This window comes from Chelativorans sp. YIM 93263 (genome assembly GCF_028767125.1).
Classification (GTDB): domain Bacteria; phylum Pseudomonadota; class Alphaproteobacteria; order Rhizobiales; family Rhizobiaceae; genus Chelativorans.
Map to the genome: position 1 here is coordinate 102,271 of NZ_JAKCWP010000006.1, position 14,331 is coordinate 116,601.

At 63.1% G+C, this 14,331-nt stretch carries 15 protein-coding genes; 8 read left to right on the forward strand and 7 right to left on the reverse strand.

Annotated features, from left to right (window positions below; translation table 11 throughout):
• Positions 1-4: 4 nt before the first annotated feature.
• The 3 genes from LY631_RS13605 to LY631_RS13615 form a co-directional block, all read right to left on the reverse strand.
• On the reverse strand, positions 5-802 hold the full coding sequence (locus LY631_RS13605; RefSeq protein WP_274426017.1) for an ABC transporter ATP-binding protein: 798 nt from the start codon (positions 800-802) through the stop codon (positions 5-7).
• Positions 799-1,683, reverse strand: coding sequence for an ABC transporter permease (locus LY631_RS13610; protein ID WP_274426018.1), 885 nt, complete (start codon positions 1,681-1,683; stop codon positions 799-801). Before LY631_RS13610 ends, LY631_RS13605 begins: the two co-directional genes overlap by 4 nt.
• 150 nt (positions 1,684-1,833) lie before the next feature.
• Positions 1,834-2,787, reverse strand: a complete 954-nt coding sequence (locus tag LY631_RS13615; RefSeq protein ID WP_274426019.1) for an ABC transporter substrate-binding protein — start codon at positions 2,785-2,787, stop codon at positions 1,834-1,836.
• 232 nt (positions 2,788-3,019) lie between these two features.
• Between LY631_RS13615 and LY631_RS13620 the strand changes: the two genes are divergently transcribed.
• The 8 genes from LY631_RS13620 (at position 3,020) to LY631_RS13655 (ending at position 10,072) form a co-directional block, all read left to right on the forward strand.
• The gene (locus LY631_RS13620) at positions 3,020-4,102 is read left to right on the forward strand and encodes an ABC transporter ATP-binding protein (protein ID WP_274426021.1); all 1,083 of its coding nucleotides are present in this window, start codon (positions 3,020-3,022) and stop codon (positions 4,100-4,102) included.
• Positions 4,103-4,124: 22 nt separating this feature from the next.
• Positions 4,125-5,363, forward strand: coding sequence for an extracellular solute-binding protein (locus LY631_RS13625; protein ID WP_274426022.1), 1,239 nt, complete (start codon positions 4,125-4,127; stop codon positions 5,361-5,363).
• Positions 5,364-5,424: 61 nt separating this feature from the next.
• Entirely contained in the window at positions 5,425-6,345 is a 921-nt protein-coding gene (locus LY631_RS13630) for a carbohydrate ABC transporter permease (RefSeq protein WP_274426023.1), read from the forward strand.
• Positions 6,342-7,211: a carbohydrate ABC transporter permease gene (locus LY631_RS13635; RefSeq protein WP_274426024.1), complete on the forward strand. Its 870-nt coding sequence runs from the start codon at positions 6,342-6,344 to the stop codon at positions 7,209-7,211. Before LY631_RS13630 ends, LY631_RS13635 begins: the two co-directional genes overlap by 4 nt.
• Positions 7,208-7,879 (forward strand): N-acetylmannosamine-6-phosphate 2-epimerase, encoded by a 672-nt coding sequence (locus LY631_RS13640; RefSeq protein WP_274426025.1) that lies wholly within the window; start codon positions 7,208-7,210, stop codon positions 7,877-7,879. The genes LY631_RS13635 and LY631_RS13640 overlap by 4 nt, the downstream gene beginning before the upstream one ends.
• On the forward strand, positions 7,876-8,763 hold the full coding sequence (locus tag LY631_RS13645; protein ID WP_274426026.1) for an N-acetylglucosamine kinase: 888 nt from the start codon (positions 7,876-7,878) through the stop codon (positions 8,761-8,763). Before LY631_RS13640 ends, LY631_RS13645 begins: the two co-directional genes overlap by 4 nt.
• A gap of 2 nt (positions 8,764-8,765) precedes the next feature.
• Positions 8,766-9,650 carry an N-acetylmuramic acid 6-phosphate etherase gene (locus tag LY631_RS13650; RefSeq protein WP_274426027.1) on the forward strand — a complete coding sequence of 295 codons (885 nt, stop codon included), beginning with the start codon at positions 8,766-8,768 and terminating at the stop codon, positions 9,648-9,650.
• Positions 9,647-10,072, forward strand: a complete 426-nt coding sequence (locus LY631_RS13655) for a GNAT family N-acetyltransferase (RefSeq protein ID WP_274426028.1) — start codon at positions 9,647-9,649, stop codon at positions 10,070-10,072. The genes LY631_RS13650 and LY631_RS13655 overlap by 4 nt, the downstream gene beginning before the upstream one ends.
• A 28-nt stretch (positions 10,073-10,100) precedes the next feature.
• On the opposite strand, the gene LY631_RS13660 is transcribed toward LY631_RS13655, so the two are convergent.
• The 4 genes from LY631_RS13660 to LY631_RS13675 are packed head-to-tail and all read right to left on the reverse strand — an operon-like array spanning position 10,101 to position 14,132.
• A complete protein-coding gene (locus LY631_RS13660; protein WP_274426029.1) occupies positions 10,101-11,213 on the reverse strand; it encodes an anhydro-N-acetylmuramic acid kinase in 1,113 nt (370 codons plus the stop codon).
• Positions 11,213-12,217: a serine hydrolase domain-containing protein gene (locus LY631_RS13665; protein WP_445082884.1), complete on the reverse strand. Its 1,005-nt coding sequence runs from the start codon at positions 12,215-12,217 to the stop codon at positions 11,213-11,215. The genes LY631_RS13660 and LY631_RS13665 overlap by 1 nt, the downstream gene beginning before the upstream one ends.
• Positions 12,214-13,170: an ABC transporter ATP-binding protein gene (locus LY631_RS13670; RefSeq protein ID WP_274426030.1), complete on the reverse strand. Its 957-nt coding sequence runs from the start codon at positions 13,168-13,170 to the stop codon at positions 12,214-12,216. The genes LY631_RS13665 and LY631_RS13670 overlap by 4 nt, the downstream gene beginning before the upstream one ends.
• Entirely contained in the window at positions 13,167-14,132 is a 966-nt protein-coding gene (locus tag LY631_RS13675) for an ABC transporter ATP-binding protein (RefSeq protein WP_445082885.1), read from the reverse strand. The genes LY631_RS13670 and LY631_RS13675 overlap by 4 nt, the downstream gene beginning before the upstream one ends.
• Positions 14,133-14,331 lie beyond the last annotated feature (199 nt).

Here is a 14,331-nt window from a genome sequence, read left to right on the forward strand (position 1 = left end):
AACATCACCCGATCCGCAGTGCGTCGTCATCCAGTTCCGCGCCGCCGCGCACGCGGCGGAACATATCGACCAACCCATCCACGGTCATTTCCTTGCGCCGCTCACCGGCAATATCCAGCATGATGTTGCCTTCATGAAGCATGATCGTGCGCGTGCCGAGATCAAGCGCCTGGCGCATGGAATGAGTAACCATCAGCGTCGTCAGGCCATGCTCGGCAACGAGCCGGCGCGTGAGATCGGTCACGAACTCGGCCATTCCGGGATCGAGCGCGGCCGTATGCTCGTCCAGGAGCAGCACCTCCGCTCCGGAGAGCGTTGCCATCACCAGCGCCATGGCCTGTCGCTGCCCGCCCGAAAGCAGGCCCATGCGGTCGCCCAGGCGGTTTTCGAGATTGAGACCGAGTTCCTTTACACGTTCACGAAAGTCGTCGCGGCGCTCGGCACGAAGCGCCGACCCAAGCCCGCGTCTCTTCCCGCGCATCGCAGCCAGCGCCAGGTTTTCCTCGATGGAAAGATTGGCGCAGGAGCCGGCGAGCGGATCCTGGAAGACACGGGCGACGCGCTTCGCGCGCCGTGCCGGCGCCTGCCTGGTCACGTCCCGGTCGCCGATCTTGATGCGCCCGCTCTGCGGCACCACGTCTCCGGCGACGGCACCGAGCAGCGTCGACTTCCCCGCCCCGTTGGAACCGATGACGGTGCAGAACTCACCCTCTTCAAGCGTCAGGTCCACCCCGGCGAGCGCCCGGCGCTCCAGCGGGGTGCCCGCGCTGAAAACAACCTGAAGAGCCTCAACGGAAATCATTGCACTGCTCCCTTGGCCCCGCGCAGCCGCGGCAGGATAAGCGCCAGGGCGACCAGGACCGCGGTCACGAGGTTCAAGTCCGATGCCCTGAGGAAGAGCACGTCAGTGGATATCGCCAGTTGAACCGCGATGCGATAGATGACTGACCCGATCACGCAGGCCAACAGCGCAAGGAACAGCGCGCGCGTGCGGAAGAGCGTCTCGCCGACGATCACCGAGGCAAGCCCCACCACGATTGTGCCGACACCGGAGGTGACATCCGCGAAACCCGCGATCTGCGCGAAAAGCGCACCGCCAAGGCCCGTCAGCGCATTGGAAAGCGCCATGCCGACATAGATCTGGCCGCCGACCCTCACGCCATTGGCCCGCGCCATGCGCGGATTGGCGCCACTGGCGCGCATGGCCAGGCCGAAATCGCTGGCAAGAAAACGCGCCAGGAGCACCACGGTGACAAGCACCAGAACACCCAGCAAGGCCGGGCGCACCAGATGGTCCGGCAGGCCGAGATCGTAGAACGGCGTAACCACGGTTTCGCGGTTGAGCACTGCCATGTTCGGCCGCCCCATGATGCGCAGATTGACGGAAAAGAGCGCGATCATGGTGAGGATCGAGGCGAGCAGATTCAGGATGCCGAAGCGGACATTGAGAAAAGCGGTCACTAGTCCGCAAACGGCGCCGCCGACTGCCGCTATAAGGCACGCCAGCCAGGGATCCCAACCCGCCGTGATTGCGACAGCGGCCACCGCCGCGCCGAGCGGAAACGAGCCGTCCACGGTCAGATCGGGAAAATCGAGTATGCGGAAAGCGAGGTAAACACCGAGCGCGACAAAGCCATAGATCAAGCCCAGCTCAACCGCGCCCCAGAATGCAATTGCAGACATACGTTAGAAATGCCCCGCGATATTTGACGACTGTTGCGACCGGGTGGCCTGGTCCGAAACTCAGCGCAAGCAAAATGCCGGACCCGCGTGATTGATCGCGGAAACCGCCCCGCGCCGGGCCTTTACCCGGAACGCAGGGCGTGTCTGATCTTACTCGATGACGTTGGAAGCCCGTTCAACCACCGAATCCGGCAGCTCGACGCCCATGGCTTCCGCCGCCTTTAGGTTGACGAAGAGGTTCGTGCCCTCGGCGTAGGAGACCGGAATTTCACCGGGGTTCTCGCCGTCGAGGACGCGCAGGACGATATCTCCCGTCCTCAGGCCAACTTCGTGATAGTCGAATCCAACGGAAGCAAGCGTCCCGCGCTCCACTGAATCCGTATCGCCGGAAATCAGCGGCAGGTCATTTTCCTCCGCCACACCGATCAGCGATTCCAGAGCGGAAACGATCGTGTTGTCGGTCGGCACATACATGGCGTCCGCCTCTCCGACGAGGCTGCGCGCGGCAGCCTGGACATCGGACGAGCGGTTGGCCGGCGCTTCAACAACCCTGAGCCCCTGCTCTTCCGCAGCTTCCTTGAACAGCTTGAGAAGTGCGACCGAATTCGCCTCGCCTGGATTGTAGACGAAGCCGATGCTTTCAGCCGAAGGCACCAGCTCCTTGATCAACGCGACATGGTCGGCAATCGGCGTCAGGTCGGAGACGCCGGTGACGTTGCCGCCGGGCTCCTCAAGGGAGTCCACGAGGCCCGCCACCAGCGGATCCGTGACCGCCGAAAAGACAACCGGAATATCGCGCGTCGCCGCGGCCGCCGATTGTGCAGAAGGCGTCGAAATCGGCACGATCACGTCCGGATTGGCGCCGGCGAACTCGCGCGCGATTTGCGCTGCCGTGGCAGTGTTGCCCTGTGCCGATTCATACGTGAACTCGAGATTCTCCCCGACCGTGTAGCCGGCTTCCTCCAGCCGGTCGCGCACGCCGTCGCGCACCGCGTCGAGCGCGGGATGCTCGACAATAGCCGTAACCGCAACTTTCGCGGTATCCGCCATAGCGGCCGTGGAAAGCGCAAGGCTCGCCGCGGCAATGGTCAAAAGTGTTCGCATGATCGACTCCCTAGCTTGTCCTCATCCGGGCACGTCACCCGCCGAACCCGGCTGGATCGTTGCCCCCCGTTTGATTGTTATAATTCCTTTAAGGGATCATCCTGCTGCTCGTCCAGACAAGAAACAAGCGCAGTCATCTCATCAGGCGAGCCTCGCCGTTGACCGGCGCCACCAGATGGTATTGTATTGGTCCTATTCCGGTACGCGAATATAAGACCACTTGAGAGGGATCTTGGCACGGCTCACTTTGCGCAACGTTAAGAAGCGGTTCAAGGAAACCGAGGTCCTGCACGGCATAGACCTCGAAATCCGCGACCGCGAGTTCGTCGTGTTCGTCGGCCCCTCCGGCTGCGGCAAGTCCACGCTCTTGCGGCTGATCGCCGGGCTGGACCCAATCACTGAAGGTTCGTTCCATCTCAACGAGCGGATGATGAACGATGTGGCGCCGTCTAAGCGCGGAATCGCCATGGTTTTCCAGTCCTACGCACTTTACCCGCATATGGACGTTTATGAAAATATGGCTTTCGGCGTGCGCCTGATGGGCCTGCCGAAGGAGGAGATCGAATCGCGGATCAGCGAAGCCGCCCGCATGCTGAAGATGGAAGAACTGCTGAAGCGCAAGCCCCGCGAGCTTTCAGGCGGACAGCGTCAGCGTGTGGCGATCGGGCGCGCGCTGGTGCGCAAACCCGAGGTCTTTCTGCTGGACGAGCCGCTTTCCAATCTGGACGCCGCTCTGCGCTCGGAGGTTCGTTTGGAGATCGCCAAGCTGCACCGCGAGATCGGCGGCACCATGATCTATGTCACCCACGATCAGATCGAAGCCATGACGCTGGCCGACAAGATCGTCGTGATGAACAATGGCCGGGTCGAGCAGGTAGGCAGCCCGAGGCAACTTTTCGAAAAACCGGCCAACAGTTTCGTCGGTACGTTCATCGGCTCGCCGAAGATGACCCTCGTGGATGTCTCCCGCTCAGGAAACCGCCTTGGCATAGCTGATGGCGGTTCCGTTCCGCTCGATGAGCTTCCCGACAAGACACCTCACCTGAAGCTTGGGGTCCGCCCGGACGCGCTTACCGTCAAGCGCGAGGCGGAGGACGGCTTTACCGCAAGCGTCGTCTATACCGAGTATCTGGGTGACGATTCCTATGTTTACGCGCGGCTGGCCGACGGCACGTTGGTCGCGATCCGCACCCATCCCAACGACATTTTCGAGCCGGACGAAGCCGTCAGGATAAATCTGAACGGCAGCCCGGTTCACTTTTTCGATGCCGAATCCGGTCAGCGGCTTGAGCCCTCGGCAGTGGCCGCACATTGAACACCAAGGAGAGGAGACGATCATGAAGAAATATCTGGTACGCTCGGCGGCCCTTTTGGGCGCCGTGTCGATGGCCCTTCCGGCGTTCGCGCAGGAGCTCAGCTTCTGGAGCTGGCGTCAGGAGGACCGCGAGCAGTATGAGCAGTTCATCGCAGATTTCGAAGCCGACAATCCCGACATCACAATAAGTCTGGAGACAATCGAGCCGCAAAACTACAACACCATCCTTTCAACCGCGCTCGCTGGCGATTCCGGGCCGGATATCATGATGGTGCGCGCCTATGGCGCCTTCGAAACGGTCGCCGAGGCCGGCTATCTGATGCCGCTCGACGAGGAGACCGTTCCCGGCCTCGCGGACATGCCGAAACCGGCTCTGGAAGCCGAGACCCTGCGCTCGGACGGCAAGATTTACGCGGTCCCGTTCGCCTCCCAGACCATGCTCGTCATCTACAACAAGGATATTTTCGACCAGCTCGGACTTGAAGAGCCGGAGACCTGGGACGAGCTGCTCGAAGTCAGCCAGGCCATCGAGGACGCCGGCATGTATGCCTTTGCAAACGGCACGGGAACGGCCTGGCAGAACGAGACGATCGTCTCCGCCCTCGGCTCCTCCATCATCGGGGAGGACTTCTACAACGACCTGATGGCGGGCGAGACGGACTTCACCGACCCGCGTTTCGTCGAGGCGCTGGAAGCGCTGGTAGAGATCAGCGAGTATTTCCCCGACGGCTTTACGGGTCTGGACTACGCTTCGGCCCAGCAGCTCTTTGCCTCCGGCATGGCCGGCATGTTCGCCGGCGGCTCCTTCGAGATCGCCAACTTCATGTCGCAGAACCCGGATCTCGACCTCGGCGTCTTCCCGGCACCCGTGAAAGAGGAAGGTGACCAGCACCTGGTCGGCCTCTTCTTCGACGGCGGCTATGCCGGCAACGCCCAGACCGAGCATCCCGAGGCCGTGCAGAAGTTCCTGAGCTATCTTGCCAGCCAGGAATTCGGCCAACAATTCGCCAACTCGCTCGGCAACATTTCGCCGATCCCCGGCGTGGAGTTCGAGGATCCGCTGCTGCAGGAAGTGGCGGAACTGAACCAGAATTCCATTCCCTACATCATGCTGGTCCACTTCCGCTATCAGGAACCCTCCGGCTCGGTCCTGATCCAGTCCGAAGTCCAGGAGATGCTGGCCGGCGGAAAGACTCCCGAGGAAGCCGCGCAGGCGGTAACCGAAGGCATCGCCACCTACTACGAGCCGTTCCAGCAGTAAGTTCGGCAGGCCGGGAGGCTCCCCCTCCCGGCTACTCCCGTCATTCAGCTTGAAGCCAGACATGCCCAGACTTCGCCTGACAGGACGTACTCTCTGGATCACCGCGCTCATCGTGCCGCCGCTCGCGGTGATGGCGACATTCGTCGCCTATCCGATCGGCTCCGCGCTCGCTTATGCCTTCTATGACTGGCAAGGCTTGCAGCGTGGCGAGTTCGTGGGGCTCCAGAATTTCTACAACGTCCTTTTCACCGAACCGTTCGCGAGCTGGACCCAGCGCGCTTTCATGCACAATATCATTGTGTTCTTCAGCCTGATGGTCATCCAGAACGGCACCGGCTTCATTCTGGCGTATGCGCTGTGGCGCGAGCTTCCCGGCGCGGCCTTCCACCGGGTGGCCGTCTTCCTGCCGGTGGTGCTTTCGACCGTCATCATCGGCTTTCTCTGGAAGCTCTTCTTCCACCCGATCTTCGGGCCGGTGAACCAGATCTTCCGCGGGGTCGGTCTCGATTTTCTGGCCCAACCCTGGCTTGGCCAGAGTTCGACAGCACTTGGCTCGCTGATCTTCGTCAACGCCTGGGCCTGGATCGGCTTTCCCACGCTCGTCTTCCTCGCCGGCATGCAGCGCATCCCGACCGAACTGCTCGACGCCGCGCGCATGGAGACCGACAGCGAATGGGTGCTCATCAAGAAGATCGTCTGGCCGCTGGTCGCCCCCAGCGCGACCGTGGTCTTCATCCTGCTCTTTATCGGCTCGTTCAACTGGTTCGAGCTGCCCTACATCATGGTCGGGCTTGACGGGTCGCCCTTCGGCTCAACCGATGTGCTCGGGCTCTACTTCTACCGCACGGCTTTCGGCAACCAGTCCGCCGGCGTGCAGGACTTCGGAAACGGCAGCGCGCTTGCCGTGCTCATCTTCCTCTTCATCGCCGTCGTCGCCGCCTTCTGGACGGTGCGGCTGCGCAAGCGGGAGATCCAGCTATGAGTGCGGCCGCCGAAAAGGCAATGGCCTACGACAACAAGGGCATCCTCGGCACGCTCGGGCGCGAGGGACTTTTGCAGATCATTCTGGTGGCCAACACCGCCCTGATGCTGTTTCCGGTGGTGATCATGATCTTCTCGGGCTTCAAGTCCAACATGGAGATCTTCAACCAGCCCTTCGCCATCCCCGATTTCACCAACCTCACCAACTATGTGAAGGTCTGGACGCAGACGAATTTCGCCCGCTACCTCTTCAATTCGGTTTTCGTCACGGGCCTGTCTATCGGCCTTATCCTGGTGTTGGGAACGATGGCCGCTTACGCCATCGCGCGCTACGAGTTCTTCGGGTCGAACATCATCCTGCTATTCTTCCTGGCGGGCCTGACGCTGCCCTTGAAGCTGGCCATCATCCCGCTTTTCATCCTGTTCCGTGACATGGGTATCCTCAACACCTATTGGGCGCTGATCGCCGTCTATGTGGCCATGGGTCTGCCCTCCACCGTGTTCATCATGACGAGCTTTATCCGCACGCTCCCGCGCGAACTCGAGGATGCCGCCCGCATGGACGGTGCCAGCGAGCTGCGCATCATGGTCTCCGTCCTGTTGCCGCTCTGCCGTCCTGCGCTGGTGATCTCGGCCATCCATAATCTGGTACCGATCTGGAACGACTTCTTCTTCCCGCTGGTATTCATCCAGAACGACGCGCTGAAAACCCTGCCCCAAGGCCTCACCTCCTTCATGGGCGAGTACACGACCGACTGGGGCGTGATGTTCGCCGGGCTGACGCTCGCAGCCGCGCCCATCACCATCGTCTACATCATCCTGTCGAAGCAGTTCATCAACGGCATGACCTCCGGAGCGCTCAAATGAGCAAGCTCTTGGCCAAAGGCGGACTTATCGTCTCCTGTCAGGCGCGCGCCGACAATCCGCTGCACGGGCCGCAATTCATGGGCGCGATGGCGCTTGCCGCGGCCCAGGGCGGGGCCGTCGCCATCCGCGCCAACGGGCCGGCTGATGTGGCGGCGGTCAAGCAGGCCGGGCTCCCCGTCATCGGCATCGACAAGGTCTTCTCCGACGAATTCGATGTCTACATCACGCCGACGTTTGAGGCCGCCCGCGCTCTGAAAGACGCCGGAGCCGATATCATCGCGCTTGATTGCACACCGCGCCCACGCGACGGCGAGAGCCCGGACGCGCTCATCCGGCGTACCAAAGACGAACTCGACCTCCCCACCTTCGCCGACATCGCTATCCTGGATGAGGGCCTCGCCGCCGAGCAAATGGGCGCCGACTATATCGCCACGACGCTTTCCGGCTACACGGCCTACACGCAGCCCAAGCCGGAGACACCGGATCTGCAACTGGTCGAGGCGCTGGCGAAGCGTGTCTCGGTTCCGGTGATCGCCGAAGGACGCTACAATTCGCCTGAGATGGCACGCGCCGCTCTGAATGCGGGCGCGCATGCGGTGGTGGTGGGCACCATGATCACCAATCCGCGCGAAATCACGCGCGGCTTTGTGCGAGGACTTGGCGCTTGAACTTCCTCGGGATCGACGTCGGCGGCACGGGATCGCGCTGGGCACTTGTCGATGCGACCGGCAGGTTGATTGCCCGTGGAAAGGCGACCGGCGCCACTGGCCATCTCTTCAGGCCCGAAGCGCGGGCGAACTTCTCCGAGACAATTGCCGAAATTGCGCAGCAGGTGGAAAAACCCGTTGCCGCAATCGTGGCGGGCGTAACAGGCCTCGGAGAGATGACCGCGCCCGAAGCACGAGCCTTGATCGGCGAGACAACTGGATGCCCGCCGGACACGGTGCGCGCAACGGACGATATCGAGCTTGCCTTCCGCATCCACTTCGCCCCCGGCGGAGGCCATCTCGTTGCTGCCGGCACCGGCTCCATCGCGCTGCATATCACTGCCAGCGGCGAGCACATCCGCGTCGGCGGACGCGGCATTCTGATCGACGACGCAGGCTCGGGCGCCTGGATCGCGCTGCGCGCGCTCAGCGCCATTTATCATCGCATTGACGAAACCGGTGGCCCGGCGGATGCTCAACGCCTCGCCGAGGCCCTCTTCTCGGCAGTAGGCGGCGCAAGCTGGGACGCCGTGCGCGCATTCGTCTATGGCGGAGACCGTGGCCGCATCGGCGGCCTGGCGCAGGCTGTGGCAAAAGCCGCCCAAGCCGGCGACCCGGTGGCCGGCGCCTTGCTCGATGAGGCCGCCGGGGAGCTTGCCCGCCTCGCCAACGCGCTTCTTTCGCGCGGCGGCCCGGCCCCGGTCGCCTTTGTCGGCGGCGTGCTCACCCTGGATCCTCGGATAAAATCCGCCATCCTGGCGTCCCTGCCCGATGTCGCGGTAGAATTCCCCACCCTCGATGCCGCACTTTCCGCCGCGCGCATCGCATCACAGATGGAACGGTAAGCATGATCCAGACCGAAACCGCCGCTGCCCGCTACGCCAACATTGAGGACTGGACGAGCCTGGACCTGGTCGAAGGCATCGTTGAGGGGCAGTTCGCGGCCATTTCCGCGGTCCATGCCGCCCGTGTAACCATCGCCGAGGCCATCGCCCGCGCCGCCGAGCGGCTGAGCAAGGGCGGGCGCTTCGTCTATCTGGGCGCGGGCACTTCCGGCCGCATTGCAACCCAGGATGCGGCCGAGCTGCCGCCCACCTTCAACTGGCCCTATGAGCGGGCGATCTCGCTGATGGCCGGCGGCGACGCCGCCTTCATCAAGGCTATAGAGGGCGCGGAGGACGGTGAAACCGAAGCACCCCGCGAACTCGATAACCACGGCATCGGAGAAAACGACGTCGTCATCGGCCTCGCCGCAAGCGGCCGCACGCCTTTCGTCGTCTCCGGTCTGAAGCATGCCCGCGAAAAAGGCGCCCTCACCATCGGCATTCTCAACAGCCGCGGCGGCAAGGTCGGAGAGGTGAGCGAAATCGAAATCCTGCTCGAAACCGGCTCCGAACTTCTGGCCGGCTCCACCCGCATGAAGGCCGGCACGGCTCAGAAAGCGGCGCTCAACTGCATTTCCACCGGCGTGATGATCAAGCTCGGCTACGTCTACAAGGGCCTGATGGTGGAGATGCGCCCGACCAACGAAAAGCTCCGGCGCCGCGCGGCCGATATCGTCGCCCGCATCACCGGCGCCGACCAGGTCGAAGCCCAAGCCAAGCTTCTCGAAGCGGATTATTCCATCAAGCATGCCTGCCTGATGATTGAAAAATCGCTGAGCCGCGTCGAGGCCGAACAAGCGCTCGAACAGGCCGGCGGAAATTTGCGCAAGGCGATGGAAGCATCATGAGTTTTGCCTTCGAGGTGACCGGAGCGCCGAAGCCGGACGACTTCGCCCACCTCCGCGAGGCGCTCTCCGCATTCAACGAGGTGGATGTCGGACCGGCCGAGAAGCGGGCGCTGGCGATTTTCATGTGTGATTACTCCGGCGCGATTGCCGGCGGCCTTTCCGGCTACACCGCGTGGGGATGGCTCTATGTGCAGTGGCTCTGGCTGAGTGAGGACGCTCGCGGACAAGGCCTGGCCGGCGAGCTTCTAAGCCGCGCCGAGGCGGAAGCACTGGCCCGCGGCTGCCACGGTGCCTGGATCGACACCTTCAGCTCGCACGCACTCAACGCCTATCGCAAAGCCGGCTACATACCCTTCGGCACGCTCGACGATTTCCCCAAGGGCCGAACCCGGACGTTTTTGCAGAAGCGCTTGGAAGGCTAGCGCTTCCCTTGCGTTGAGGAGGGGAGTGTCATCCCACAATCCTCCCGCCCGTCATCGGCTCGGGAGCCCCGGTCGTCGTAGGAAAACTAATCGGCAAACCACGCGAACTCCTCACCGCGAGGAAGGCAAAGCATTCTGCTTCGATGGCGTCGCCCCGCCAGCCAACATCTTCCGCCGGCGCCGCTTCCACCCCCGCGCGCGCATTCAGCGCGTCCATGATCGCGGGGTTGTGCCGGCCGCCGCCGCACACGATCAGCCGCTCCGGCCGGCGGGGCAGGAGATCGAGCCCCTTGCCGACGGCGCAAGCGGTGAATGCCGTCAGCAGCGCCGCGCCGTCCTCCAGCCCGCATCCCTCCGCCATGGAGGCCGAGAAATCGAAGCGGTCGAGCGACTTCGGATAGGGCGCGGCGAGATAGGGATGGGTGAGAAGCTGCGAAAGCCGCGCCTCGTCCACCTTGCCGGCGCGCGCAAGACGCCCACTCACGTCCATCTCGCCATGCCCGCGCTCACGCACGAAATCGTTGATCGGCGCGTTCGCCGGGCCGGTATCGAAGGCAACAAGCCGCTCGCCGTCGCTCCAGGTGATATTGGCCACACCACCAAGATTGAGAACCGCCGTTTCGCCGGAAGTACCAAGCCCCTTCAGGAGCGCGGCATGGTAGGCAGCGGAAAGCGGCGCCCCCTGCCCGCCGGCGCGGACATCCGCCGTGCGGAAATCATAGACGACCCTGGTGCCCAGCATCTCGGCCATCAGCGCGCCGTCGCCGAGCTGGCGCGTATCGCCGATACGGCCGGGCTGCGGCGCGCGGTGCAGAACGGTCTGTCCGTGAAAACCCACCACGCCGATATCGTCCAAGGAAAGCCCGCTCGATGTCACCAGATCGCGCACGGCATCGGCCTGCGCCCGCGTCAGCTTGTCCTCGGCCTCGGCGAAGATCGCCGGCTCCGGTCCCTCGAAATTCCACGCCCGCGCCGCCGCCAGCGTCTCCACCAGAAGCGCGCGAATATCCTCGTCATAGGGTGCCAGCGTGTAAGCCCCGAATTCGGAAATCGTCTCGCCATCCGTCTTCAGAATGGCGACGTCAATGTTTCCATCCAGCACAGTCCCGGTCATCAAACCGACAGCCCAAATCGGCTCCATCAGGCGTCTCCTTGTGTACTCACCCGATCCCCAACGGCGCGACGCAAACCGGCGATGCCGCTATCGAAATGGCGGGTGGGGTGTATACGGTTAGTCAGCAATGTCCACGCCCGCCGCTTGTCGAAATCGATCCAAAGCCCCGTTCCGGTGAAGCCCGTGTGCCCAATCGTTCCGGCGGACGCGGCATCCCCGCCCGGCCAGCCGATATAGGTCCGCTCCCAGCCATGGGTGCGCATATCCGACAAAGGAGTACGCGCTAGTTCGATGGAAGAGGCGCCGGTGCCATTCAGAAGGCCCAATGCGAAATCGAGCACCGAATCGACGGTCCCGAAAAGCCCTGCATGCCCCGACCCTTCCAGCGCGTGGCAATTGTCGTCATGGACCGTCCCGCACATGATCTGATAGCGCCAGGTGCAATCCTCGGTCGCGGCACTCTCCTCCGGCGCGGCGCTCCAGGCAAAGCCCGCGCCGGGATCGAGCTCCCGCATGCGGCGGACCTTGTGAATGCGCTCGAGCGCCAGCCCCAGCAGAATGAAGTTGATGTCGGAATAGACCGCCGGCCCGGCCGTCCACTCGTGCTGCAGGACAAAGGCGCGCAGCAGGTCCGGGTCGCGGCCATAGGTATAGATCGGCACCACTGCCGGAAACGGCGTCTGATGCCCCAGGCATTGGCGAAAAGTCACCTTCCGCTCCCACGCCTCCGGCGCGTACTGGCGCAGATCCGGCAGAACGGAAATGAGCGGCGCATCGAGATCTATAATCCCCTCTTTCGCCAGTTCCAAAATACGCGGCGTCGTGAAGATCACCTTGGTGAGCGAGGCGAGATCGAACCACGTCTCCCGCTGCATGGGCCGGTGATGCGGCACTTTCTGAGCGGCCCCGGTTACGCGTACCGCCCGCGCGCCTTCTGCATCAACGATCCCCAGCACAGCGCCGGGGATCCGCCTGCTCTCGACGGCTTCCGCGATCGGTGAAAAAGCGTGGTCGAGCAACGCGTCCATCATGCGGCCTCGTAGAGATGACAGGCCGTTTCCCTTTGTCCGCCGCCGGTCGCCCGTTTGATCAGTTCCGGGCGTTTCGTCTTGCAGATCTCCATCACCTTGGGGCAGCGCGCATGGAAGGCGCAGCCCGTCGGCGGGTCGGAAGGGTCCGGCAGTTCGCCCTTCAGCACCACGCGCTCGGCACGCGGCACATTGGGCCGCGGAATGGCCGAAATCAGCGCCTGCGTGTAAGGATGCTTCGGCGCATTCATGATCTCCTCGGCGGGGCCGATCTCCACGATCCGCCCCAGATACATGACCGCAATCCGGTCGCTCACATGCCGGATGACGGAAAGGTCGTGGCTGATGAAGAGAATGGCGAGCGAAAGCCGCTTCTGCAGATCGGCGATCAGATTGATGATCTGGGACTGGATGGAGACGTCCAGCGCCGAGACCGCCTCGTCGGCCACCAGCAGCTTGGGCTCCAATGCGAGTGCCCGCGCGATCGCGATACGCTGGCGCTGCCCGCCGGAAAACTTGTGCGGATAGCGCGAAGCCGCATCCTCCGGCAGGCCGACAATGGACAGCAGTTCATCCACACGCGCCTTCTGCTTCTCGCGTGTGCCGATGCCGTGCACCTTCAGCGGCTCGGAGATGATGGTCCCGACCGTATGGCGCGGGTTGAGCGAGCCGAAGGGATCCTGAAAGACGATCTGCATGTCGCGCCGAAAGGTCTTGAGCTGGTGGCGCGAGAGGTCGGTGATGTCCTTGCCCTCGAACAGGATACGCCCGCCCGACGGTTGGATCAGCCGCAGCAGCGAGCGACCGAGCGTCGATTTCCCGCAGCCCGACTCGCCCACAATGCCGACCACCTCACCCGGCTCCACCGAAAGCGATACGTCGGAAACGGCCTGCACGGGTTTTCCCTCCGCCCCCGGATAGGTCTTGGAAAGATTCTGGATCTCGAGAAGGCTCATGTGGCGGGATTCCAGCAACGGGTCAGGTGCTCCTCACCCGAAAGCTCCGGAAGCTCGCGGGCACAGATGTCGATCTTGGCCTGGCAGCGCGGATGAAAGCTGCAGCCCGGCGGGCGCTTGCCCGGCGGCGGCACGGTGCCGGAAATGGCAGGCAATCGGGTGCCGGGGGGATTGCTGGCCGGGATCGTCGCCAGCAGCGCTTCCGTATAGCGGTGCTGCGGTGCGGCGAACAGCGTCTCCGCGCTCGCCTGCTCGACGATGCGGCCGCCATACATCACCGCCACGCGGTCGCAGTATTGCGAGACCACGCCAAGATCGTGCGTGATCAGCAGCACCGCCATTCCCGTATTGCGCCGCAGATCATCGAGCAGTTCAAGAATCTGCGCCTGCACGGTTACGTCGAGCGCTGTCGTCGGCTCATCCGCGATCAGAAGCTCGGGGTCGCAAGCAAGTGCCATGGCGATCATGACGCGCTGGCGCTGACCGCCCGAAAGCTCGTGGGGATAGCGCGTAAGCGCGGATCTGGCTGCGGGGATTCCCACCCGGTCCAAAAGCTCCACTGCCCGCGCTTCGGCCTGTTCCCGGCTCACATCCCGGTGCAGAAGAACCGCCTCGCTGATCTGGTTTCCGATGGTGAAGACCGGATTGAGCGAGGTCATGGGCTCCTGGAAAATCATGGAAACCTGATCGCCACGGATGGCCCGCAGCTCTTCTTCGCGAAGCGACAGCAGGTCCTTGTCTTTCAGCCGAATGCTGCCCGAGGTAAAGCGCATGGGCGGCTCCGGCAGAAGCCGCATCACCGAAAGTGCGGTCACGGACTTGCCGCAGCCCGATTCGCCCACCAGCCCCAGCGTCTCGCCTTCATGAATGACAAACGAGACGTCCTCGACGATCGTGCTGCCGCCCGCCGCGACGGTCAGTCGGTCAATGGAAAGCAAGGGCGTTTCTGCCGTATCGCGCACGATGTCTCCCGCCGGAATGGCTTCGCTTCAGGCATGAATAAAGGTCAGGATCAATCCCGTATTGCCAGGATGACCCTAATACCATAGCGTAGAAAAAGTCCAGATTGGTAACAAAGTGGGCTATCGCCAGACTGGAGCAATTATGCCATCTGCGCGGACCGGAACGCAAAACGATAGCAGAATGGCACAGGCTGTTTCC